We start from the raw sequence: 23,567 nt of genomic DNA, 5'->3' as shown, positions 1-23,567 counted from the left end.
AAGGACTGCGACACGGTATCCGATGCCGCGCACCATTTGCGGGTTGTGCGGCCGTCGCATTCAGACGATTTCCGCAACACGCCGGAGCCAAACGGTCTTGACACCGACAGTTACAGCTTAACCCGATCTTGATGACGACCTGATGGCGATTCGATAGCTCCCGCACGGCGGAATCCGTGGCGACGCATCCCGAGCACAGGGAGGTTTTGCCATGACTGATCGCAGCGCCGAACACTGGTATCCGACAGCGGCCTATCTCTACGTCCTGCACCTCGACGGCCCCGCGCTGGCCTGGGAATACCTGCGCCGAAATCCCGGCTACCGCCGCGACTGGCTGCACCGTCGCCGCTGGCCGGACGCGGCGCAGGCGTGGGGCCTGCGCCTGCTGGAAGACCCGGCGCTGGATGCGCGCGACGCGCATCCAGCCTGGTTCCCCGATCACGATGCCGTGGTGCAGCTCTACCCGGATGACGACCCGCCACCCGAAGCCCATGCCTTCGAGTTCTGGCGCGTTCCTGGCCGCAAGCAACTGATCCACGACGGCAAGCGCCTGGTACTGGTGTCGCACTGGCCCGGCTGCTGCCTGCGGCTCGCGCTCGGGCCGGGCCTGGAGGACGGCATGGCCTACCTCTACGCCACTCGGGCCTGCGCCACGCCGTGCGCGCGCTATCGCACGCTCGCGGCCGGGCTGGACGCCCTGGCCGTGGCCACGGTCGCCGCACCTGCGGCGGCGGCCCGTTCCCGGCCCACGCCGGCCGCGCTGCTGGAACTGCATACGCTCCAGGCGCTCGACGCGACCCTGGCGGGCGCGTCCTTGCGCGAAATGGCCGAAGGTCTGTTCGGTGCCGATGCCGTCGCCGCCGACTGGCACACCGACAGCGCCTTGCGCGCCCGCGTGCGCAGGCTGGTGCGCCGTGGCGAGGCGCTGATGCGCGGCGGCTATCGCCGCTTGGCACAGCTTCCGCCGCTGCGGTTGCAGTAGGGGGGGACGTTTCGCGTCCCCCGCAGATCGTCCCTTCGCGGGGTGCCGCGCTTTCTTGAAAGTGCCTCTATCCGGCCGCGTGGTGCGGCCGGGCTTGATGGAGGTTCATCCCATGCGACCTGCTCCCTTGCGGCCTGCCGCCGCTGCTGTCGCTGCGCCCTCGCAGCCCCAACGCTACCTGACCAACGACGAAGCCGCCGAGTACCTGCGCCTCAGTCCCCGCACGCTGGAGAAACAGCGCGTGGTCGGCGGCGGCCCGAAGTTCCGCAAGTTCGGCCGCCGCGTCATGTACGCCGTGTCCGACCTCGACGCCTGGGCCGACCAGCGCAGCTACGAGGCGACTTCCGACCCGGAATATGCCGAACGCCATGCAGGCGACTACCGTGACGGCCGCTGATCGCTGGCGCGTGGGTGGCCGTCGCCATGTCCAGCCCGCCAGGGCAAGCCTTGCCGCAGCGCGAACAGCTCGACCTGTTCCGCGCGCTGCCGGGCGACATGGCACCCCGCGACAGCCAGGACTTGATGGCCTTTCCGTTCTTCTCGCTGGCGAAGTCGCGGCGCACGGCGCCGATCGACTTCCGCAGCGGGAACATCACCATCCGCGTGGAAGGCACGGCCGAGCATGGCATCGCCACGATATGGGACGCCGACGTTTTGATTTGGGCGGCCTCGCAGATCGTGGAGGCGCGCGACGCGGGCATCCGCCCGTCGCGCTGGATACGCGCCACGCCCTACGAGATCCTGCGCTTCATCGGGCGCAGCACGTCGCTCAACGACTACCAGCGGCTGAAAGCGGCGCTCGACCGGCTGCAATCGACCAGCATTGCCACGTCCATCCGCGAGACGACCGGCCGGCGGCTGCACCGCTTCTCGTGGATCAACGAATGGCGCGAGCTGGCCGACGCCAGCGGCACGCCGCTGGGCATCGAACTGATCCTGCCGGACTGGTTCTATGCCGGCGTGCTCGATGCCGCGCTGGTGCTGACCATCGACCCGGCCTATTTCCGCTTGAAGGGCGGCATCGAACGCTGGCTGTACCGCCTGGTGCGCAAGCACGGCGGGCGGCAGGAACACGGCTGGCAATTCGACTTCAAGCACCTGCACCGCAAGTCGGGCAGCGCCGCGCGCTTCTCCGACTTCGCCTACGACCTGCGCGCCCTGGTGGCGCGGCAGTCGCTGCCCGGCTACGTCCTGGGCATCGAGCGGATGCCGGACGACGGACAAGAACTGCTGACCTTCCGGCCCGTGCTGCACACGGCACGGGGATAACTGCGGGAAAAGGTGTGGACGGCCTCGTGCTATCAGGAGTACCGGGTATCGTGCTATCGGGAGTACGCCTATCGTGCTATCAGGAGTACGAAAACGTCGGAAAGCCAATAACGGCGCGGGTTTGCGTCCCCTCTAACTTCCCTAACAAGAAATACATAACTTTTAGTAGAAGCGCGCCGTTTCGGTGGACAACCGAGAAACGGCACGGCGAACAGCGTTTTGCACCGCAGGCAAAGCCTGGCTTTCCAGTGTGGAGGGCCACGCCATGATCGTCGCGCTGCTCAACCAGAAAGGCGGCGTCGGCAAGACCACGCTCGCCACCCACATCGCCGGCGAACTGGCGCTGCGCGGGCAGCATGTCGTGCTGCTCGATGCCGACCCGCAGGGTTCCTCGCTGGACTGGACGCAGCGCAGAAGCCAGCAAGGCTTGCCACGGCTGTTCAGCGCTGTGGGCCTTGCACGCGAAACGCTGCATCAGGAAGCGCCAGAACTCGCCAGGCGGGCCCATCACGTCGTCATCGACGGGCCGCCGCGCATCGCCGCCTTGGCGCGCTCTGCGCTGCTGGCGGCCGAGCGTGTGCTGATCCCGGTGCAGCCTAGCCCCTACGACGTGTGGGCCAGCGCCGAAATGGTGGCGCTGATCCGCGAAGCGCAGGTGTTCCGGCCGCTGCTCCGCGCGGCCTTCGTCATCAACCGGCGCGTCAGTACCACCATCATCGGCCGCGAGGCGCGGCAATCGCTGGCAGAACAGCCGCTGCCCGCGCTGCGCTCGGAAGTGCATCAGCGCATCGTGTTCGCCGACAGCGTGGCCGCTGGCCGGCTCGCACGCGAAACAGCGCCTGACAGCGCCGCCGCCCGCGAAATCACCGCCCTGGTGGACGAACTGCTGCGGTGGCCGACATGACAGCAAAGCAGCCACCCAACAACAAACGCACGGGTAAGCGCGTCGGCATCGGTGCACGTCCGCCCGCGAATCCGCACGCCGAGGCGTGGATTCGCCAGGGCGACGCCGATGCGCTTGGCAAAGGCGATCTCTACACGGCCCGCCTCACGCTCGACATCACGCCCGCCATGCGGGCGCGCATCAAGGTGTCGGCCTTCACGCAAGGCGTGACCCTGGCCGATCTGCTGCGCGGTCTGCTGGAGCGAGAGTTTCCAGAACACCGCAGGGAGAACACACCATGACCGCATCCGCTTCGCCCGCCGCTGGCGCGGCCACGGCTGCACCGTCGCTACATCCCGCGGTACTCGCCGGCCAGGCCGGAGACGTTCCGCTGACGCGCGTTTCGCTGGCCCACCTCGAACATCGCTTCAAGCTCTACCTGCGCTTTGGTGAACCGGCGCGCACGCTGCGCCTGGACGACTGGCGGCGCTGCGCGGTGTTCCTGCCGGGCGCGATGTTCTGCCGCATCCGCTGGCAGGCCAACGATTACGGCACGATCCGCTGGCAGCTCATGGTGATGCAGGCTTGCACACCGCTGGACGCGGCACAGCGCATCCCCGGCGTGCAGCCGGGCGCGCGCCTGCTGCTGCACACCGAAGGCGATGTCAACGTGCGCGCCGTGCTGGAGCGCATCGACGGCATCGAGGCGCTGGGCATCGCCGTCATCGACGTGTCGCCCGCGTACTGGCGCACGCTGGGCAACCGTCTTGCGGCTCGCCTTGCGCTGCCCGAATACACCACCGAGCGGCACGCTGCTTGGCTGGCCGGGAAGGTGCTGCCATGACCACCCCGACCACCACACCCAAGGCGCTCGACGTGGCGCCGCGTCCTCGCTCACGCCTGCGCGCTCGCATCGTCGTGGCGACACTGGCCGCCATCGGCTTCGCTTCGCTGGCCTGGGCGGCTTTCGTGTCGCCGCTGCCGCGCCTGACCTACAACCCGTCCGACAGCGTGGCGGTCGGCTGGTATCGCATCGACTCGTTCGACCCGCGCACCGCCTCGCTGCCACGTCCCTTGTCCGTGGACAGCATCGTGCTGGTGCCGTTGCCGGCCACGGCCGCCGCGCTCGCTGCGCATCGCGGCTACCTGCCGACGCGCGTTCCGCTACTCAAACGTGTGGGCGCGGTCGCGCCGCAACACGTCTGCATCGTCGCCGGTCAGGTACGCATCGACGGCGTGCCTTCGGCCGCCGTGCTGCCTACCGACCGGCTGGGCCGGGCGCTGCCATCCTTGCAGCTCTGCCGCCGCCTTGAACCGGGCGAACTGTTCCTGTTGAGCGTGACCAATCCGGCATCGTTCGACAGCCGGTATTTCGGGCCGGTGCGCGCGTCCGCCGTGATCGGCGTCGCGCACCCGGTCTGGCTGGAGAAGCGGCCATGATCGCCGCCGATTCGCTGCGCATCATCGTGCTATCAGGCGTGTCGATCCGATGGCGTTCCGCGTGTCGTCGCGCGTGCAGTGCGAGCGCCGATTCTGCGTATCGGGCGCCGCACTTCGCGCTGCCTTCCCATGTGCAGGCGTCTTGCCTCGAACGCACCCGGCCTATGGCCGTCGCCGCGTTCGCCGGCGCGCTGGCTGCTCACGCAGCAGCGCCGCCGGGCCGCCGGTGCCTGGAGCGTCAGCGGAAGGCAAAGGCGGAAGGCAAGACAAAAGGACGCGGCACCAGGCCGCGTCGAAAGCCAGTCTGCACGTGGGGTTGGTGCGGCACGGAGCGGCTTCGCCGCCGTGCCGCGTATGGCGCGAGGCCCGCGCCAATGCAGGCATGTCCGCGTGCTTCGCACGACAGGACACGCCAGAGCTTGCAGGGAGCACAGCCATGAGCGACCGCCGCGATGACGATTTTCGCGTGCGCCCCAGCGCCCCGAAGAACCGGGGCAAGGGCCAAGGGCAGAGCTTCGTTTCCAAGGTGCTCAAGCAGACGGGCAAGGCCAGCAGCGGCAAGTCCACAGTGCGCCGTCCTGGCTCGGCGGGCGGCACCGGCCAACGGCCCGGATCGCGCCTGGGGCGCGGCCATACGGCGGCGCGCTTTGCGGGCGCGAAGCTGACGCCGATGTCCCGGCGCGTGACCATCAAGACGCTGCTGGTGAATCACCAGCGGGCCAGCCCGCAGTCGCTTGCCAAGCACCTGCGCTACATCGAGCGCGATGGCGTGGGTCGCGACGGCGAGCCGGGCCAAGCCTATGGGCCGCAGACAGACATGGCCGACCTCGACGCCTTCAAGGAACGCTGCGCCGACGACCGGCACCATTTCCGCTTCATCCTCTCGCCCGAGGATGGCGCGGAACTGGAAGACCTGCGCACCTACACACGGCACCTGATGGGCCGCATGGAGGCCGACCTAGGCACCGGCCTCGATTGGGTGGCCGTCAACCACTGGAACACCGACAACCCGCACACGCACATCGTCGTGCGCGGGCGCGATGACACCGGCAAAGACCTCATCATCGCGGGCGACTACATCGCCGACGGCTTTCGCCACCGCGCCGCCGAACTGGCGACCGAATGGCTGGGGCCACGCACCGAACTGGAGATCCGGCAGACCTTGCAGCGCGAGGTGGAGCAAGAGCGGTGGACGAGCCTGGATCGCACCCTCAAACGTGAAATGAGCGAGACCGGCGGCGATGGCCTGTTACACGTCGAACGGCTCAACGAACCCCGACTGCAACGCCAACGCCTGCTGCTGATCGGCCGCCTGCAACGCCTGCAGCGCCTGGGCCTAGTCGAGGAGGCAAAGCCTGGCATCTGGGCCGTTCATGCCGATGCGGAAAAGACCCTGTGCACCCTGGGCGAGCGTGGCGACATCATCCGCACCATGCGGCGGGCCATGCGCGGCAAGCCGCGCGAGCTGGCCGTGTTCGAGCCGGGCGACGATGGCCGAACCATCCTCGGCCGCGTGGCCGCGAAGGGACTGGCCGACGAGCTGCGCGACCGGGGCTATCTGGTCATCGACGGCGCGGACGGCAAGGCCCACTACGTCGCGCTCAACGCCCGCGACGAGCTGGCGAACTACCCGACCGGCGCCGTCGTGGAGGTGAAAGGCTCGGCCGACGTGCGCGCAGCCGACAAGAACATCGCCGAGCTGGCGAGCGATGGCCTGTACCGCACCGACCATCACCTGGCGATCGAGCGGGGCCGGGCCAAGCCTGGACGCGACCCGCAGGAAGTCGTCGCCGCCCACGTCCGCCGGCTGGAAGCCCTGCGCCGGGCCGGCATTGTGGAGCGCGTGGCGGAAGGACTATGGAAAGTGCCGGACGACCTGGCCGAGCGTGGCCGCCAGTACGATGCACAGCGCCTGGGCGGCGTGGCTGTGGAACTGAAATCGCATTTGCCCATCGAGCGGCAGGCCCGCGTGATCGGGGCCACCTGGCTCGACCAGCAGTTGATCGGCGGTGGCTCGGGCCTGGGCGACCTGGGCTTTGGTGCGGAAGCCAAGCAGGCGATGCAGCAGCGCGCAGACTTTCTGGCCGAGCAGGGGCTGGCCGAGCGGCGCGGGCAGCGCGTGATACTTGCGCGCAACCTGCTGGGCACGCTGCGCAACCGGGAGCTGGTGCAGGCCGCGAAGGACATAGCCGCCGAAACGGGCCTGGGGCATCGCCCGGTGGCTGACGGGCAGCGCGTGGCCGGCATCTATCGGCGCTCCGTCATGCTCACCAGCGGGCGCTACGCGATGCTCGATGACGGCATGGGCTTCGCTCTGGTGCCGTGGAAGCCGGTGATCGAGCAGCGGCTGGGGCAGCAGCTCGCGGCCACGGTGCGCGGCGGCGGGGCGTCTTGGGAGATGGGGCGTACGCGCGGGCCTGCGGTCAGTTGAGGCGGTGAACAAAACGCTTTTCGCAACACGATACGGAAGGCTTGCACACGTTCCGCTCAAGAAAGCATCGAGCGCGCACGGAGGTCATCCGCTCGTTCTGCACTTGACTAAATTATTCGATTAAATATAGTTCGATCGTACGAACATGTTTAGAATCTGACATGACCAAGACTTCGAGGCACCCATGAATCGCTTGACTACCTATGCGCTCGGCCGCCATGGCCATGTGCCGTCGGTCTGGGAGGCTGGCACGCAGAGCACAGGCAGGGGCACGCAGGCGTGCAGGGTGGCTGTGCTGTCTAGCTGCATATTTCTGCTCGCTGCCTGCACGGATGGCTCAAGCTCGCCTCGATCCGCATCCAAGCCGATGCCTGCGGATGTTGTCGTGGTACGGCAGGCACGATGGCCTGTTACCAACGATGTGACTGGCAGCGTCGTCTCTGATGGACGCATCGACGTGGCTTCGCGCGTGACCGGATTCATTCGCCAACTCGATGTTCGCGAGGGCCAGGCGGTCAGGCGCGGCGACCTGCTGTTGCGCATCGACGCCTCTGACATCGACGCGGCCATCGCGCAGGCACGCGCCGGCGTGCAGGCCGCCCAGGAGGCTTGGCGGGATGCGCAGCACGACGTGAACCAGAACGCGCAACTGGTGCCGGCTGGCGCGATCTCGGCCGATGCGCTGCGCAAGTCCAGGGTGCGGGAGGAAACCACCCGCGCGGCGCTGGAACAAGCGCAGTCGGCGTTGGCGGCGGCACAGGCGCAACGCAACTACGTGACCATCACCAGTCCGGTGGATGGCGTGGTCGTCTCGGTGGCCCGGCGCAGCGGCGAGATGGCCGCTCCCGGCGCGCCGCTGATGACGGTGGAGTCGCGTGAGGTCTTGCTGTTCAAGGCGTTCGTGCCCGAGCGCAGCCTGGCGGCAGTCAAGGCCGGCGACTCGATTCCCGTGCGCATCGACGCGCTGGGCGATGAGCGGCTCAAGGGACGGGTCCGGGGTGTTGTGCCGTCGGGTGATGGCGTGACCCGCCGCTACGAGGTGGACATCGTGCTGCCGCGGGACGCGCGCCTGCTGCCGGGAATGTTCGGCCGCCTCGAAATCCTACTGGACGAGAAACGGGCCGTCACGGTGCCGCGTGCGGCCCTCGTTCGGCGCGGTGGCTTGGACGGCGTGTTCGTGCTGCAGGACGGTGTGGCGCGTTTTCGCTGGCTGCGCACCGGCCAGCGCCTGGGCGATGTGGTGGAGGTGAGCGCCGGCCTGTCGGACGGAGAAACCATTCTCGCCAGCGTCGCCGACACCGTCCATGACGGCATGCCGGTCCAGGCCGCCGGGGGCGCGCGATGACGCAGCAGCGCCTGAACTTCGCGGGTTTTCTCGCGAAGCACTTCATCACCTCCAAGCTCACGCTGGTTTTCATCATCGCCGTGGCGCTGATGGGCGTCGTGGCGGTGCTGCAGACCCCGCGCGAGGAAAACCCGCAGATCATCGTGCCCGCTGCCGCCGTGATGGTCGGCCTGCCGGGCGCCTCTGCCAGTGAGGTCGAGGCGCTGGTGGTCACGCCCCTCGAAGGCGTTCTGAGCGAACTGTCCGGCGTCGATCACATCGAGAGCACTTCCCGCAACTCGCAGGGAATCGTTCAGGTGCAATTCAAGGTCGGCGAATCGAAGGAGCAGTCACTGGTCAAGCTTTATGACCGCGTGATGGCCAGCCGCGCCTGGCTGCCTGCCGACGCCACGACGCCACTGGTGCAAAGCATCGACGCGGACGACGTGCCGATCGTCACTTTCACGCTGGCTTCGTCGAAATACGATGACTACGCGCTCAACCGCATGGCCGAACGCATGGCCGAGCGCCTGCGCAGTACCGAAAATGTCTCGGTGGTTTCCTTGCGCGGCGGGCAGCACCGCGAAATCACCATCGAACTGGACCCCGATCGCCTGCAGGCTTACGGCGTGACCCTGGGCCAAGCCCGAGCGGCCTTCCCAGCCAGCAACCTGACCTTGCCACTGCAGCCCACCGTACGTGACGGTCAGGTACAAGCCATCAAGCTGGTTGCGGCCTACACTTCAGCCGAGGATGTGCGCAACCAGCTCGTCGCCGTGCGCGACAAGCGGCCGGTTTACGTGCGCGACGTGGCCACCGTTACCGACGGCCCGCCGTCGGAGCCGGCCACGGCCAGCCGCCTCTCTTTCGGCCCCGGCGATCCACGCTTTGGCACGGCCGATGCCACAGACCTGCCCGCCGTCACCATCGCTGTGGCCAAAAAGAAGGGCACCAATGCCGTGCTGGTCGCCAACGCAGTGATCGACCGCATGCAGCGCATGCAGGCCAGCTTCGTGCCCCAGGACATCCAGGTCGTGGTGACGCGCAACGACGGCCAGAAGGCCGACGACGCGGTCAACCTGCTGCTGGAACACCTGGCGATCGCCCTCGTCACCGTGGGCCTGGTGCTGATCCTCTTCCTGGGCTGGCGCGAGGCCTTGATCGTGATGATCACGGTGCCGTTGATCATGGGCATCACGCTGACGGCCAACCTGCTCGGCGGCGTCACCATCAACCGCGTCACGCTGTTCGCCCTGATCCTGGCACTGGGGCTGCTGGTGGACGCCGCCATCGTGGTCATCGAGAACATCCACCGCCACTACGCCAGCCGCAAACCGAAGGCAGACAAGCAGGCGGAAACCGTGCTGGCGACCAACGAGATCGGCAACGCCACCAATCTGGCCACCTTTGCGGTGATGCTGGTCTTCATCACCCTGCTGCTGGCCCTGACCGGCATGCCGCGCCAGTATTTTTTCCCGATAGCGGTCACCGTGCCTGTCGCCATGGCCGCCTCCATCGTGGTGGCCTACATCGTCGTGCCGTGGGCGTCCAATCGCTGGCTTCATCGCCACGAAGTCCTGCGGGAAGAATCATCATGGCCGGAAACCGAACACGGACAGCTTGTCCATGGTCACGGCACGCCGGGACGGATCGAGCGCCTCTACCTGCGCCTGTTCGGCCCTCTGCAGCAGCGCAGAAACGTGCGCATCGGCTTCGCTCTGGCGGTTCTGCTGCTGATGGCGGTTTCGCTGATGCAAGGCGGCTGGCAGTTCGTCCGCCCGGCGGGCGTGGGCGGGGCAGTGTCCGCGCTGGGCGTGCCGATCGGCTTTCTGCCCAAGGATGACCAGAACACCTTCAACGTGGTGGTTTCGATGCCGGAAACCACACCGGTGGAAGACACCGATCGCCTGGTGCGCCAAGTGACCGCGGTGCTGGCGCGGGAACCACACGTGCTCAACTACCAGACTTGGGTCGGCCAGGCAGGTGTGGCCGACTTCAGCGGTCTGTTCAAGGGTACCGCCGCGCGTGCCGGCAGCCACGTCGCGGAAATCCGCGTCAACCTCACCGACAAGCGTCACCGCAAGGAAAGCTCCATCGACGTCGTGCGCGAACTGCGCCCTCGAGTGGAAGCGGTCCGCGCTGCTTGGCCCGGTGCCGAGGTCGCGCTGGTGGAGCAGCCGCCGGGTCCGCCGCTGCGCTCGACCGTTTTGGCGGAAGTCTACGGCCCCGACGCCGAGGGGCTGCGCACGTTGTCGGCCCAGGTGCGCGAGGCCTTCGCACAAACCTACGACACCGTCGACATCACCGACACCGAACCGGAAGAGGTGCGGGAACACCGCATCGTGCCGGACAAGGACAAGGCCGCGCTCTCCGGCGTCTCGACTGCGCAGATTGCCGAGGCGCTGGCGCTGGTCTATGGCGGCACCACGCTCGGCCGCGCCCACGTACCGGACGAGAAACTGCCGGTATCGGTCAGGGCCTTCGTGCCGCGCCGCTTCGAGGTCGATCCCGCCCGGCTCGACCGGGTGTTCGTGGACAACGCCGCCGGCCGACCCGTGCCGCTGGCGGAGTTGGTCAAAGTGGTCCCCGCATCGGTCGATCGCCCCATCCTGCACCGCGACAACGAGAAGGTTACCTTCGTCGGCGCGGAGCTGTCGGACTCGGTGCCGCTGTACGCAGTGCTCGACCTGCAGCGGCGCCTGCATGGCATCACCGCGCCGGACGGACGCCCGCTGCGCACCGGCAACCTGCGCTTCAAGGAGGACGTGCCCGACACCATCGACGGCTACCAGTTGCTTTGGGGCGGCGAGATGCGCATGACGCTGGATGTGTACCGGGATCTCTCCCTCTCCCTCGGCGGCGCCTTGCTCATCATCTATTTCGCGCTGGTCGCCTACTACCGCTCGTTCATCGTTCCGCTGGTGGCCATGTCGGCCGTGCCGCTCGGCATCATCGGCATTTTTCCGGGGCATTGGCTGGTCGGCGTGGATTTCTCCGCCACATCCATGGTCGGCATCATCGCGCTGGCAGGCGTGGTGATCCGCAACTCGCTGCTGATCATCGACTTCATCCAGGACAACATCCGACGCGGCATGCCGCTGAGGGAGGCCGTGCGCGAGGCCGGCGCGGTGCGTCTGCGGCCGATCCTGCTGACCATGCTGGCGATCATCTTCGGCTCGGCCGTCATGGTGACCGACCCGGTCTTCGGGGGGCTGGCCGTCTCGCTGATCTTCGGCACGCTGGTCTCGACCGCGCTGACCGTGTTCGTCGTGCCGCTGCTCTATGAGCTGCATGCGAAGCGCCATACAGCCCCGGCGGCCACAGGAGGAGACCATGCATGAGAATGACCGCGGCACATCGTCCCCCCGCCGCCGCCAAGCCCGCGCAGGCCATGAGACCGGCCCATCGGCCCGCCATCGGCTCGTCGGCACGCTGGTGGTGCTGGCGGTGCTGAGCGGCTGCGCCTCGCTGGCGCCCGCGCTCGATCCCATCGCGCTCCCCGTCGCATCGAACTGGCGGACGCAGCCCGACACGCCGGGCGTTGCGGCAGCGGCCGACCTGGCGTGGCGCGCGTACTTCACCGACCCGGCCTTGCAGGCGCTGATCGAGACCGCGCTGGAAAACAACCGCGATCTGCGCGTGGCGCTGCTGCGCACCGAGGAGGCGAGCGCCGCCTTCCGCATCCAGCGTGCGCAGCAGGCGCCAATGGTTGGCGTGGGGGTGCAGCAGATACGCGCCGGCCTGCCCGATGGGCTACAGCCGCTGGCGGGCCGCTCGGTCCTGGAGGTCAACGCAGCCTCCGTGGGCATCAGCAGCTGGGAGCTGGACCTGTGGGGCCGCGTACGCAGCATGAAAACCGCCGCATTCGAGCAATGGCTGGCCACCGGTCAGGGCCACCGCGCCGTGGAATTGGCGCTGATCGCCCAGGTCGCCGATGCCTACCTGGGCCTGCGCGAACTCGACGAGCGCATCGCGCTGGCAAGGCGCACGGTGGAAAACCAGCAGTCGCTGGCGCAAATCTTCCAGAAACGCTTCGAGCTGGGCCATGGCTCCCGGCTGGAGCTGACCCAGGTGCGCACCCTGCTCAGCCAGGGCAAAGCCCTGCAGGTGCAGCTCGAATTGCAGCGCGAGCAGCAGCGCAATGCCCTGGCGCTGCTGCTCGGCAGCGAACCCCAATTGCCGCCGCCATCGGCCCCGATGGATGAAGCCCTGGTCATGCCCGAACTGGTGCACGGGCTGCCGTCGGACCTGCTGCTCAACCGCCCGGACATCCTGGCCGCCGAGCATGCACTGCGGGCGCGCCAGGCCAACATCGGTGCGGCGCGCGCCGCGTTCTTCCCACGCATCGCACTGACCGGCGGCGCCGGCACGGTCAGCACCAGCCTGAGCGACCTGTTCTCGTCGGGCACCCGGGCATGGTTGTTCCAGCCGACGATCGAACTGCCGATCTTCGATGCCGGCATGCGACAGGCCAATCTCGACGTCAGCGTCGTGCGGCGCGACATCGCCATTGCCGAATACGAGCGCGCCATCCAGGCAGCGTTTCGCGACGTTTCCGACGCCCTGGCCGCAAGGCAGAAGCTCGCCGAGCAACTCGCCGTGGCGCGCCAGGCCCACGCCGCGCAGACCGAGCGTTTGAAACTGGCGCGGATGCTGTTCGATGCCGGTTCGGCGGCGCACCTGGAGGTACTGGACGCCGAGCGCGACCTGCTTGCCGTCGCGCAGCAGCTGGTGCAGGTCCGCAAGGCGGCCTTGTCAAGCCAAATCGGGCTGTACGCGGCGCTGGGCGGCGGCACCAAGCAAGCCCCGAAAAGATGAGGAGGCGCCATGTTCTGGCAGGCACTGAGCGCGATGCGTGATCTACGGCGTTTGCACGAAATCGCCTCGATCCTGGTCCGTTACGGCTTTGGCGACATGGTGCGCCGGATAGGGCTGTCCAAAGCCCTGGAGCGGGCGGGGACGGCACTGCACTGGAGCGAAGCGGCAGACTTCGCCCACATGACGCCCCCCGAACGAGTGCGGCGGGCACTGGAGGAGATGGGGCCGACTTTCGTCAAACTCGGCCAGGTGCTCGCTACCCGGGTCGATCTGCTCGAACCCGAGTGGACCGCCGAATTCGGGAAATTGCAGGACAGTGCGCCGCCCGCCCCCTGGGCAGCCGTATACCAGCAGCTTAGCGAAGACCTCGGCGCGCCCCCCGAGGAAATCTTCGCGGCCTTTGATCCCGAGCCCTTGGCGGCCGCTTCCATTGCGCAGGTGCATCGGGCGCGTCTCGACGACGGCGGCGAAGTCGTGGTCAAGGTGCGCAGGCCCGGCATTCGGCACATTCTGGAAGCCGATCTGCGCTGGCTTGCACGCCTGGCCGAACTCGCCGAGACGGAGAGCGCGGAATGGCGCGTCCTGCATCCGCGCGAGATGGTGCGCCAGTTCGCACAGTCGCTGCGCAACGAACTCGATTTCGCTGACGAATGCCGCAACGCCGAACGCATCGCCGGGAACTTCACCGGCTATGCCGATCAGGATGCTCCCCCTGTCGTCCCGGGCAAGGAAAAACCGGACGCGGATGGCGCACCTCCCATCATCGTCATTCCCCGCGTGTATTGGCAGTGGACCGGCGAGCGGGTCTGCGTACAGGAATTCATCGGTGGTATTTCCGGGCGCAGGCTTCAGGCCGTTGACCAGGCCGGCCTGGACCGCAAGGTGCTCGCACGGCGTGGTGCCAGTGCGGTATTGAAGATGATCGTCGAGGACGGGCTGTTTCACGCCGATCCCCATCCGGGCAACGTGTTCTATTTGCCGGGCAACCGTATCGCCTTCATCGACTTCGGCATGGTCGGCCGGCTGGCGGAGGAACGCCGCGACCAGTTGATCCGCCTGCTGCTGGGGCTGGTGAGGAACGACGCCGGCGGCGTCGCCGACGTCATGCTCGAATGGACGAGCGACGGCGTGGCAAATGAGCAGGATCTGTTGTTGGAAGTCCGGTCTTTCATCGATCGCTACCACGGCGTGCCGCTGAAGCAACTGCGCTTGAGCGCCATGTTGTCCGACCTCGTGGCGATCCCGCGCCAGCATCACCTCGTCCTGCCCAACGATCTGTCCCTGCTGATCAAAGCCTTCGTCACACTGGAAGGCTTGGGTCGTGAACTCGATCCCGGCTTTGACATGGCCAACCATGCACTGCCGCTGCTGGAGCGTGCCATGTACGCGCGCTACTCCCCCGCAGCGCTGCTCAGACGGGGGCGGCGGGCGGCCGGTGACATCTTCTCGTTGCTGGCAGGCTTGCCCCAGGACCTCTCCCGGCTGCTGCGAGCCGCCCGCCGTGGCCGGCTGGAAGTGCACATCGACGTCACCCATCTGAGGCGGGTCGGCGATCAGCTAGATCGCGCCGTCAGCCGCCTGGCGATAAGCATCGTCACCGCCGCTCTGATCGTCGGCTCGGCCATCGTCATGACCGTCGAGCGCGAACCCTCCCTGCCGGGCCTGCCCTCTTTCGGACTGCTCGGTTTCATCGCTGCCGTCATTGGTGGCATCTGGGTGCTGGTCTCCATCTGGCGTGGTGGCAAGGGCGGAACATGATGCAGTTCGCTGATGGCAAAGATTCAAAGGGGTTCGTGCCAAAAATTGGTTTGGCGCTGGGCAGCGGCTCCGCGCGGGGGCTCGCGCACATCGGCGTGCTGCGGGCCGTCGAGGAAGCCGGCATCGAGATCGACTTCATCGCCGGCACCAGCATGGGCGCGCTGGTTGGCGCTGTTTACGCCGCTGGCAAGCTGGATGAACTCGAAGCGGTATTTCAGTCCTTCGACTGGAAGAAAACCGTTGCCTTTTTCGATGTTGTGCTGCCCAAGTCCGGGCTGCTGGACGGTGCCGAGGTCAGCGATCTGGTGCGTGAGTACGTGCAATCCGCGCGCATAGAGGAGCTGCCAAAACGGTTTGCCGCCGTGGCCACCGACATTGTTAGCGGCGAGGAACTCACCATAGCCAGCGGCGATGTCATTGATGCCGTGCGTGCCAGCATTTCCGTACCCGGTGTCTTCACACCAATACGAAGTAACGGCCGGATCTTGGTTGATGGAGGCCTTGTCAACCCGGTGCCGGTTAGCGTGGCGCGCGCTATGGGAGCCGACGTTGTCATCGCGGTTGATCTCAACCATGAGATCGTTTCCGGGAAGAACTTCAAGCCCGTATTGCCGCCAGGCCGACTGACGGAAAGGGGCGACTGGGTTGAGGGTTATCGGCAGGCAATTCAGTGGATCAAGGAGCGCATGCTTGCTCATGAAATTCCGGGTTCTGCCCAATTGGCCCGCTGGGCTTCGGTCGAAGAGCCGGCCCCCAACATCTTCGAAGTGCTGCTCGCGTCGATCAATGTGATGGAGACCCGCATCACGCAGGCCCGCCTCGAACTGGAAAAACCCGACATCCTCATCCAGCCGCCCCTGGGTCACATCCGCTTCCTCCAATTCGCCCGCGCCGAGGAAATCGTCGAGATCGGCTATCGCTGCGCAGCCGAGCAGTTGGCTCGCTGGGCAGAAACGTCAACCCATGGCTGACTCGCATCTCATGAGCTTTACCGAGACTGTAATGACCGGCGTCCGCGCCGCCGTGACGGGTACCCTGACCTGTGAGGCTGCGCCCGTGCAGCTTGCCGTGCGCCTGTTGCTGTCGGACCAGCAGATACCGATCCGGGCACTGGTGACTTGCAGCATCCATTCCGGGCAGCAGGGCATCAACGCCGGTACCGCGCTGGACCTGATCTACATCAGCTTGCAGCAATTGCATGCCCACGTCGATGCGGCGCGCGGCTCATCTGCGCTGCTCGGCAATGCGGCCACCGTGCTGGCGGGGGATTACCTGACCACAGGTGCCTTCCGCTTGCTGGTGCGTTGCGATGACCTTCAAGTCCTGGCCCTGGTTGCCGATGCGGTCAACCGGGCGGCTGAGTTGGAGGCCACCAACCTGAAGCATGTGCAGATCACAGGCGACGATCCAGCACAATGGTTGCGGACTCGTCAAAGATTGGCCGTGCCGCTGGGTGAGGCGGCTGGCGCCACAGGGGCCACTCTCGCAGGCTACTCTGATTCTCTAGCCAAAGTAGCGCGGCGCTACGGAGAAACCCTCGTTGCAAGTTGCGTGTTGTTGCAGGAAGCCGATGTCATGGACGACTTCGTGGCGCGCACGACCGTCCAACGTTCAGCACTCGACCTGTGCCGCCAAGCAATGCAGGGAGCACGGACCATCGCGACGGCCACAGGGAACGGCCATCCACTCGAACTCGCTGAACTGATCGCGGCAAGAATCAATGCGACGGGGCACCCCCCCGGGAACCACATGCCGGCACCTGATTAGTCATGAACCTCAGCCGTACCACGAATCTGGCGTTCCCGGGTAGGCGAAGCCGTGGCGGCGTGGCCGAGCAAGCCCAGCAGGAGGTTGTTGAGGTTGAAGCGGGCGTTGAACCGGTAGGCGAAGGCACCAAGGTACTGGGTTGCGTACTTGCGGAACTTGAAGGCCTTGTGGGCGCCACCGATCATGGTCTTGAGGTTGCCCAGCACGGTGTTGACCCAGCTGAACTGAGGCATGTCGCGCGGCTTGCGCGAGCCCACGACGATGTAGGAGTGCGCGCATCCGGCATCGATGACGCCAGCGAAGCAATTCAGGCCATCGCTGCGCACATCGCAGCCCGGCAGCAAGTTGACTTGGGCCCAGCGTTTGATGGCTTCGGTGGTGAAGGCCGCCACCGGGGAGACCTTGACCCGCAACGGATGACCGGCATCGTTGGTGCTGACCGCCGCGACGATGGGCACCTTGTTGGGCGAGCCTCGGCCGCCGACGCCGGGTCGTTCGCCGCCCAGGTAGGCGTCGTCGAGTTGTACATCGCCGCTCAGAGGTTGCCGGCGGTCGTGCTCGGCCATGGCGGTCATGAGCTTGTGGTGGATCAGCCAGGCCGTGCGGTAGCTCGTGCCCAGCTGGCGCATGAGGGCCAACGACGACAAGCCCGTCTTGTTCTGGCTGATCAGGAAGATGGCCAGGAACCAGGTGCGCAGCGGCAGCTTGGTGCTGTCCATCAACGTGCTGGCCGTCAGGGAGGTCTGGTGCCGGCAAGCTTGGCACTGGAACAACTTGCGCGCACCGTGGCCGACCACGTAATGCGCCGCCGATGCGCAGCGCGGACAGCGAAAGCCCTCAGGCCAACGCAGCGCAGCCAGCGCCGCTGTGCATTGCTCCTCGGTCCCGTAGCGGGCGAAGAACTCGGGCAACGAGACCCCAGGCTGGAACTGGATTCGGTTCATCGGCATGGCTGGCTCTCCAGGGTTGGAGTGAGTCAGCGTATCGGGCCACAGGCTCAGGCTATGCGCCAGGCTGAGGTTCGTGACGAATCAGGTGCCGGCATCCTGACCAATACCAAGTGAAACAAGAGAGTCCCATTTCATGAGAAAAGATCCCATTCACATGCTTGGCACCGCCGGTGCTGTCCATGTCCTTATCTGCTCACGGGCTACATGATCGGCAGCATATGACTTCTGCTTTTCATTCTGCGCAGCGGGAGAGGGCGATGAGCACCACCGGGAAGGTCGTCATCTTCTATTCCTCTATCGGATACGGACACATCTGTGCCGCACAATCCATTCGGGACGAGATAATGCGGCAATCTCCGGCGACCCCGGTACTGCTGCAGGATATCCGCGCCTTCATGCATCCTGTGTGGCGACGGGTCGATGAGCGCCTGTACTGGTTCGTCGCCAACCATCTGCCGGAGTGCTTCGAGAGCCTGTTCCGTGCGATGCAGACGCGCGGCAGCCGTGCGCCCTCGCTGTCGATGCTGCCCAACGATTATCCGGAAGAAAGCGTATTGGCCTACTTGACCGCACAGCGGCCGGATGCAGTTCTCGCCACCCATTACGGGGCCGCCCAGGTGTTGGGAACCTTGCGGGAGAAAGGGCTGCTGTCCGACACGAGAATCGGCTGGCTGCACACGGATTTTTTCGAGGGCTATTTCCCGCGCATCTCCAAGCGGATCGACCGTACCTTTCTTGCCCACCCGGAGTTGGAAACGCGCTGGCTGGCAGCAGGCGTTCCGGCCGACAAGGTCGTTACCAGCGGCATGCCGGTGCGGATTCCTGCGACATCCGCCGACGCCCGCCGCGCCACGCTCCAGGGCCTTGGGCTGTCGGCGGACGTGCCGACACTGCTGCTGACCGGCGGCAAGGAAGGGGTGGGCGACTATCCCGGGGTCATCGGCAGTGTCGTTCGCCACGGCCCGGGTCGTTTGCAGATCATCGCGGTGTGCGGCACGAATTCGGGGCAGCACGAAGTGCTCGCCGATCTGCAGGGAAAGCTGCCGGAGAGGGCGACACTGAAGCTTCTGGGGCTGCTGTCGCGCAGTGACATGGCGTCCTGCATGGCCGCCGCCGACATCCTGGTCACCAAGGCCGGCGGGATGACGCCGGCAGAGGCTTTTGCACTCGGGGTGCCGACCGTGCTGCTCGACGTGATCAGCGGCCACGAGCGCGAGAATGCAGCCCTGTTCCAGCGCCAGGGCCTGGCCAGGTTTGCGGCCAGCGCCGACGATGCGGGGAAGTTCGCGATGGAACTGCTGTGCGACCCCGCCCAGCGCGAGGCGATGCTGCGCGCCCAACGGGAGTTCCGGCAGAGCATCGACATCGCGAGCATCGTCCGGTTTGCGCTCGACGATGGTTTCAGGCCGGCTTACCCACTGCCCGACTATGGCATCGAGAACGGCGCGCCCGTCCAGGGCATCGATCAGGCGCTGGCGCAACTGGATGCCGAAGCACCGGCAGAGGTCGAACTGCTGCTGTCCTACGCCACCTCGCAAACGCCGCAACGGGTCGTGCTCGAAAACCCGTTCGGGCATCTGGCCATCCGCATCAGCGGCATCGTCTACAGCGCGAACTACATCGCGGACCCGTCCGTCGATCCGAACTTCCTGCAGCACGTGAGCCTGCCGGATTACCTGTACGGCATCGATCGCCCGTCCCGTTCGCAAGTCCACACCAACACCTACGGCATGGCTTATGGCCGTGAGACGCTCGGGTTGCGGGTCCAGGGCATTCCCGCCGGGTGTCGTGCGGCGATGGTGGCCGAGGCGCACCGCATCGAAACCGGATTCCGCGACGCCAGCCTGCGCTGGAGCAGGAGCGATCTCAATTGCGCCGACGTGGTTGCGCGAATTCTCGCTGCCGGCGGCTACGACGACCGTTCCCTGTACGACCGGGCGGGCTTGCCGAGCATGCCGCTGGACCTGTTCGAGCGCATGCGGGCACGCTTCGAGGAAGACCCTGCTTTGCGGAAAGAACTGGTCGCCTACCGATTGCTGCCTGGAACGCAGGCAAGCTACCGTTTCTCCCGTTTCCCGCTGTCGATGGGACAGCCGCTGCGCTCGATGGCGCGCGTCCTGGGCGATGCGCAGCCAGACGCGCTCGAACAGGCGGTGGCCCGGCAGGTCACCAGTTACTTCGGCGACCGGCAGCTCTACGTGGAGGACCTGCGGGCATGCTGGCCCGCTTCGCCCGCCGCGGGCCGTCCCCACTTGGCGCTGGAACGGGCCATCCTCGCCGATCTGCGGCGCCTGCTCGCGGCCTACGTGAAGCTGCCGCTCACGCGGATCGAACGCCTGGGGAACCTTCCCGCCGCAGCGGCGTTCTACCGCCTCGTCGATCGCGGGATCGAACTTGCCCGACTCGCCACCGAGCATGCCGAGGATGATCCGCGCCCTCGCACCTATCGCCTGCGTGCGCTGTTCACCCAGCTCGTGGAAGCCTACGGGCGGATCAACCCGCAGCGCTTGGAGGCACGCCATGTGCAGGCCTACCTTGCGCGGCTTTGGGCGTTCGAGTCGGCGCTGGGGCGTGACGTGCCCCCGGGCACTTCGTCGGCGCTGCTGCATGTCTGGTGGCACAGAATGGCGGCGCTTGCTCGCCCCAGTGCGCGGTCGCACCCTCGCAGCAGGGAGACAAGTGGGTTCAGCGGCATGCGGGTTGATCCGGGCGAAGTCGAGCCCAGCGGCGATGCGCAAGAGCAAGACGCGCATGGTCTCGAAGCAGAACCGGCCACGCGCTTGACGCTTGGTGACCTGGAAGAGCCCGTTCAGGGCTTCCACGAGGCCGCCAGCCCGGTGGGTCTGGGTCCAGGCGACGATGCCATCGAAGGAGTTTCGGATCAGCCAGGCGAAGTTCCTCATCGGCTTGATGACCCCTATGACCGTTGCCACCGATCACGGGGCTCCTGATTTTTCGCAGTTTCATTGCCATTGAAAAGCTCGTTCGTATGAACTATGTTCTTATCGGAACAATCGGAGGATGTATGTCAAGTCATGCCGAATCAACCAGCGGCCACGAGGCGCGCAGTGCCAAGACCCGATCGCAGTTGATTGAAGCGACGGTTGACGTTGTCGCCGCCGTTGGCTACGAGGGGGCAACCACGCGCGCTCTGGCCCAGGCGGCCAAAACCACGCTGTCGGCCATTCCCTACCATTTCGGCAGCAAGAAGGAGCTCTATCTGGCTGCAGCGGACATGATCGCCGAGTATGCGGCCCATCGCTTCGCGGAGGCCGCAACTTTGCTTGACGATACCTCGGACGTCGAGCTTTCCGTTCGCTTCGAACGCACACTGATCCAACTGCTCCACACCATGCTGGAGGAAGCCGAGCCGCACGCCTGGACGGCATTCGTGGCCCGCTGCGCTTACGACAACGACGACGCCTTCGCCCTGATTCATGAACGCGCGATCGCTCCGCTGCAAAAGCGTCTGGTACATGCCGCCAGCCAGTTTAGCGGCCGGTCTTCCGATGACGAGGCGCTGCGGCTGCGCGTCATCGCAATTGTGACGGCAGTTTTCAGTTTCAGGTTTCTGCGCGGCGTGATGCTCCGTGGCATGGACTGGAAAAGCATTCAGAACGAAGCCATCAGGCAAATCACGGACATGGTCCGCGATCTCTGCCGAAGCGGCTTTCTTGCCGTTCGGTCGCCTGATGATGGCGCTGACCGAAAAACAGGCCCCGCTTGATTCCATCAACCCCTCTCCCATTGAAAGGAAATGCACCATGACGCTCCAATCCTACGTACACCAGACCATCGCATGGGCGAAGCACCGTCTCGATGAGACCGATGCCATTCTCTCCCAGGTCGAGAAATCGGCCGCCGATATCAAGGAGGATGCCCGCAAGCAAGCCGATGCAGCTCGCGCACGCCTCGCGGCATCCCGCGCGAAGCTGCAGCAGTACTACGATGATCTGCGCGCTCAGGCGGACACCGCAAAGCAGGAAGCGAGCGAGATTCAGGACAAGCTCGAAGCCGAATGGATCGAGGTCGAGTCCGCCCTCCAGCAGTTTGTCAGCACGACCGGCGACGAGGTGAAAACCGTGCGCAACATCGTCATCGTCCGTGCGCGCGCACAGCGGCAAGCGTGGCAAAACTCCCTGAAGGATTTGGGTGACCAGGCGGCCGATGCCGTCGAGAAGGCCCGCGGCGAACTCGATGCCGCGTTCGATCGCCTCTCCATCGAGGCCGAGAAGTTCCAGGCGCGTATCGGTGAGGTCAAGGATGCTGGCGATGAATCCTGGCGTGCCGTCAAGCAGGGGTTTGCCGATGCCAAGGCCGCTCACGCCGTCACGGTCCAGAAGATCAAGGATGCCTTTTTCAAGGTTCGCTGAACCTAGGCGCCACGTTGCTTTTGTTTTGACTCATCAGGAGAAATCACCATGAAACTTCGCTTTTCCACAATCGCCTTGGCGCTGCTTGCTCAGACAGCGTTGCTGTCGGCTCCTCCCGCCCTGGCACAGAATGCAGAAGCACAGGCCGATTCAGCCGCTCCACAGAAGGAGCCCTCAAAGGTTCACCAAGCACTGGCGTGGTCGCAGGACCGGCTGGCCCAGCTTGATGCCAACATCACTGCCCTGGAAAAAGATGCCAGCAAGCTTCGGGGCGAGGCGCGCACCAAGGCTGATGCGGCGTTGGCGGACCTGCGCAAGCAGCGGGACGCCTATCGCCGCCGGGCTCAAGATGCCGCAGCCAACGCAAAGAACTGGAGCGATGCCCAAGTCGCCGAAGTACGTCAGGCACTCGACAATGATTGGGCCGCCTTCCAGGCCGCCCGAGACAAGTACCTTGAAGAAAGCTAAGGCCAGTATCGCTACGCAGCGTGCCGTACTGGAGGCTGAACTGAATGCGCAGCAGAAAGCGCTCGCTGGATTGCGTGCCGACGCGGCCAAGCTCGCGGGGGATCAGCGCACAGCCATTGAAGGGCGTATTGCCGCACTGAATGCAAATGTGGAGGAAACCAAGGCCCGGGTCTCAAAAGCCTCGGCCGAGGTATGGGAGACCACGAAAAAGAGCTATGGGGAAGCCCAACGGCTTTTCTCCGAGACCTATGCGTCTATCCGCCAGTCCATCGACGAGGCCAAAAAGTAATTTGTAAGCGTCCGGCCATCCCACCCTTGAGGGCGACGGCGTAAGCGGCAACGATGGTGTCCACCCAACGAGATAGGTGGACACCATGACCGAAGCCAAGACCAAGACCCGTCGGCGGCACAGCGCCCAGCTCAAGCAGCAGATCCTGGCCGAGTGCGCCAGGCCCGGCGCCTCGGTGGCCAGCGTAGCGCTCTCGCATGGCATCAATGCCAACGTCGTGCACAACTGGCGCCGCTTGGCACATGCCCCCAGCACAGATGTGCAAGTCCCGACCTTCGTGCCGGTGGCGCTGCCTGCACCCAACTGCGTACCGGCCCCAGACATCCGCATCGAGTTGCGCCGTGGCGCCACCAGCGTGACGCTGACCTGGCCAGTCTCGGCGGCTGAGCACTGTGCAGCCTGGATGGGAGACTTGCTCAAGTGATCCGCATCGACGCCCTGTGGCTGGCCACCGAGCCACTGGACATGCGCGCCGGCACGGAGTCGGCGCTGGCCCGCGTGGTGGCCGTCTTCGGCGCCGCACGACCGCACCACGCGTACCTGTTTGCCAACCGCAGAGCCAACCGCATGAAGGTGCTGGTGCACGACGGCATCGGGGTGTGGCTGGCTGCGCGGCGCCTGAACAGCGGCAAATTCGTCTGGCCGCGTGAGGGGGTATCGACCATCACGCTCAGTCGCCCACAGTTCGATGCCCTGGTGCTGGGCCTGCCTTGGCAACGCCTGGGCGATGGTGGTGTCATCACCGTGCTCTGAATCTGACCGATGTTCTGGTGCTTGCCCATCGGTGCATGCGCCAATGGCGCAGCGTTGCCCGC

At 66.0% G+C, this 23,567-nt stretch carries 21 protein-coding genes and 2 pseudogenes; 21 read left to right on the top strand and 2 right to left on the bottom strand.

Annotation, left to right across the window (positions count from 1 at the left end):
* Positions 1-211 precede the first annotated feature (211 nt).
* The 14 genes from L3V85_RS07750 (at position 212) to L3V85_RS07685 (ending at position 16,672) form a co-directional block, all read left to right on the top strand.
* Positions 212-982 carry a DUF2285 domain-containing protein gene (locus L3V85_RS07750; protein ID WP_124148789.1) on the top strand — a complete coding sequence of 257 codons (771 nt, stop codon included), beginning with the start codon at positions 212-214 and terminating at the stop codon, positions 980-982.
* 112 nt (positions 983-1,094) lie between these two features.
* Positions 1,095-1,379, top strand: a complete 285-nt coding sequence (locus L3V85_RS07745; RefSeq protein WP_023115183.1) for a helix-turn-helix transcriptional regulator — start codon at positions 1,095-1,097, stop codon at positions 1,377-1,379.
* A gap of 26 nt (positions 1,380-1,405) precedes the next feature.
* Complete coding sequence (locus tag L3V85_RS07740; protein WP_124148812.1) at positions 1,406-2,251, top strand: replication initiator protein A; 846 nt, start codon at positions 1,406-1,408, stop codon at positions 2,249-2,251.
* A 265-nt stretch (positions 2,252-2,516) separates the two neighbouring features.
* Entirely contained in the window at positions 2,517-3,155 is a 639-nt protein-coding gene (gene parA, locus L3V85_RS07735; RefSeq protein ID WP_124148787.1) for a ParA family partition ATPase, read from the top strand.
* Positions 3,152-3,436, top strand: a complete 285-nt coding sequence (locus L3V85_RS07730; RefSeq protein ID WP_124148786.1) for a chromosome partitioning protein ParB — start codon at positions 3,152-3,154, stop codon at positions 3,434-3,436. The genes parA and L3V85_RS07730 overlap by 4 nt, the downstream gene beginning before the upstream one ends.
* The gene (locus L3V85_RS07725) at positions 3,433-3,978 is read left to right on the top strand and encodes a DUF2840 domain-containing protein (protein WP_124148785.1); all 546 of its coding nucleotides are present in this window, start codon (positions 3,433-3,435) and stop codon (positions 3,976-3,978) included. Before L3V85_RS07730 ends, L3V85_RS07725 begins: the two co-directional genes overlap by 4 nt.
* Positions 3,975-4,574, top strand: a complete 600-nt coding sequence (locus L3V85_RS07720; RefSeq protein WP_124148784.1) for a S26 family signal peptidase — start codon at positions 3,975-3,977, stop codon at positions 4,572-4,574. The genes L3V85_RS07725 and L3V85_RS07720 overlap by 4 nt, the downstream gene beginning before the upstream one ends.
* Before the next feature lie 436 nt (positions 4,575-5,010).
* Positions 5,011-7,005: a relaxase/mobilization nuclease domain-containing protein gene (locus L3V85_RS07715; RefSeq protein ID WP_124148782.1), complete on the top strand. Its 1,995-nt coding sequence runs from the start codon at positions 5,011-5,013 to the stop codon at positions 7,003-7,005.
* A 184-nt stretch (positions 7,006-7,189) separates the two neighbouring features.
* Positions 7,190-8,350: an efflux RND transporter periplasmic adaptor subunit gene (locus L3V85_RS07710; RefSeq protein WP_100441161.1), complete on the top strand. Its 1,161-nt coding sequence runs from the start codon at positions 7,190-7,192 to the stop codon at positions 8,348-8,350.
* The gene (locus L3V85_RS07705) at positions 8,347-11,670 is read left to right on the top strand and encodes an efflux RND transporter permease subunit (protein ID WP_124148781.1); all 3,324 of its coding nucleotides are present in this window, start codon (positions 8,347-8,349) and stop codon (positions 11,668-11,670) included. Before L3V85_RS07710 ends, L3V85_RS07705 begins: the two co-directional genes overlap by 4 nt.
* Positions 11,663-13,147: an efflux transporter outer membrane subunit gene (locus tag L3V85_RS07700; RefSeq protein ID WP_124148780.1), complete on the top strand. Its 1,485-nt coding sequence runs from the start codon at positions 11,663-11,665 to the stop codon at positions 13,145-13,147. Before L3V85_RS07705 ends, L3V85_RS07700 begins: the two co-directional genes overlap by 8 nt.
* A gap of 9 nt (positions 13,148-13,156) precedes the next feature.
* Positions 13,157-14,905, top strand: a complete 1,749-nt coding sequence (locus L3V85_RS07695; RefSeq protein ID WP_124148779.1) for an ABC1 kinase family protein — start codon at positions 13,157-13,159, stop codon at positions 14,903-14,905.
* Positions 14,902-15,876, top strand: a complete 975-nt coding sequence (locus L3V85_RS07690) for a patatin-like phospholipase family protein (protein ID WP_124148778.1) — start codon at positions 14,902-14,904, stop codon at positions 15,874-15,876. The genes L3V85_RS07695 and L3V85_RS07690 overlap by 4 nt, the downstream gene beginning before the upstream one ends.
* The gene (locus L3V85_RS07685) at positions 15,869-16,672 is read left to right on the top strand and encodes a polyprenyl synthetase family protein (RefSeq protein WP_124148777.1); all 804 of its coding nucleotides are present in this window, start codon (positions 15,869-15,871) and stop codon (positions 16,670-16,672) included. Before L3V85_RS07690 ends, L3V85_RS07685 begins: the two co-directional genes overlap by 8 nt.
* Here the strand turns inward: L3V85_RS07685 and L3V85_RS07680 are convergent.
* Complete coding sequence (locus tag L3V85_RS07680) at positions 16,669-17,622, bottom strand: IS1595 family transposase (RefSeq protein WP_124148776.1); 954 nt, start codon at positions 17,620-17,622, stop codon at positions 16,669-16,671. The two genes, L3V85_RS07685 and L3V85_RS07680, sit on opposite strands and share 4 nt — an antisense overlap.
* Before the next feature lie 179 nt (positions 17,623-17,801).
* Here L3V85_RS07680 and L3V85_RS37535 point away from each other — a divergent pair.
* Positions 17,802-18,866, top strand: a pseudogene (locus L3V85_RS37535) (MGDG synthase family glycosyltransferase); the annotation flags it as partial.
* A gap of 1,560 nt (positions 18,867-20,426) precedes the next feature.
* On the opposite strand, the pseudogene L3V85_RS37530 reads toward L3V85_RS37535, so the two are convergent.
* Positions 20,427-20,525 (bottom strand): annotated as a pseudogene (locus L3V85_RS37530) (hypothetical protein); the annotation flags it as partial.
* Between the two features lie 86 nt (positions 20,526-20,611).
* Between L3V85_RS37530 and L3V85_RS07670 the strand changes: the two are divergent.
* The 6 genes from L3V85_RS07670 (at position 20,612) to tnpB (ending at position 23,505) form a co-directional block, all read left to right on the top strand.
* On the top strand, positions 20,612-21,349 hold the full coding sequence (locus L3V85_RS07670; RefSeq protein ID WP_237678750.1) for a CerR family C-terminal domain-containing protein: 738 nt from the start codon (positions 20,612-20,614) through the stop codon (positions 21,347-21,349).
* Positions 21,350-21,386: 37 nt separating this feature from the next.
* Positions 21,387-21,995 (top strand): hypothetical protein, encoded by a 609-nt coding sequence (locus L3V85_RS07665; RefSeq protein WP_124148775.1) that lies wholly within the window; start codon positions 21,387-21,389, stop codon positions 21,993-21,995.
* Between the two features lie 48 nt (positions 21,996-22,043).
* Positions 22,044-22,463, top strand: a complete 420-nt coding sequence (locus L3V85_RS07660) for a hypothetical protein (protein ID WP_201267881.1) — start codon at positions 22,044-22,046, stop codon at positions 22,461-22,463.
* Positions 22,450-22,752: a hypothetical protein gene (locus L3V85_RS07655; RefSeq protein ID WP_201267880.1), complete on the top strand. Its 303-nt coding sequence runs from the start codon at positions 22,450-22,452 to the stop codon at positions 22,750-22,752. Before L3V85_RS07660 ends, L3V85_RS07655 begins: the two co-directional genes overlap by 14 nt.
* Before the next feature lie 85 nt (positions 22,753-22,837).
* Positions 22,838-23,176, top strand: a complete 339-nt coding sequence (gene tnpA / locus L3V85_RS07650; protein ID WP_100441170.1) for an IS66-like element accessory protein TnpA — start codon at positions 22,838-22,840, stop codon at positions 23,174-23,176.
* Complete coding sequence (gene tnpB / locus L3V85_RS07645; RefSeq protein ID WP_133458439.1) at positions 23,173-23,505, top strand: IS66 family insertion sequence element accessory protein TnpB; 333 nt, start codon at positions 23,173-23,175, stop codon at positions 23,503-23,505. The genes tnpA and tnpB overlap by 4 nt, the downstream gene beginning before the upstream one ends.
* Positions 23,506-23,567 lie beyond the last annotated feature (62 nt).

Origin of the sequence: Variovorax paradoxus, from assembly GCF_022009635.1 — a bacterium.
Lineage (GTDB): Bacteria > Pseudomonadota > Gammaproteobacteria > Burkholderiales > Burkholderiaceae_C > Variovorax.
This window is presented reverse-complemented; position numbering and strand designations above follow the sequence as displayed.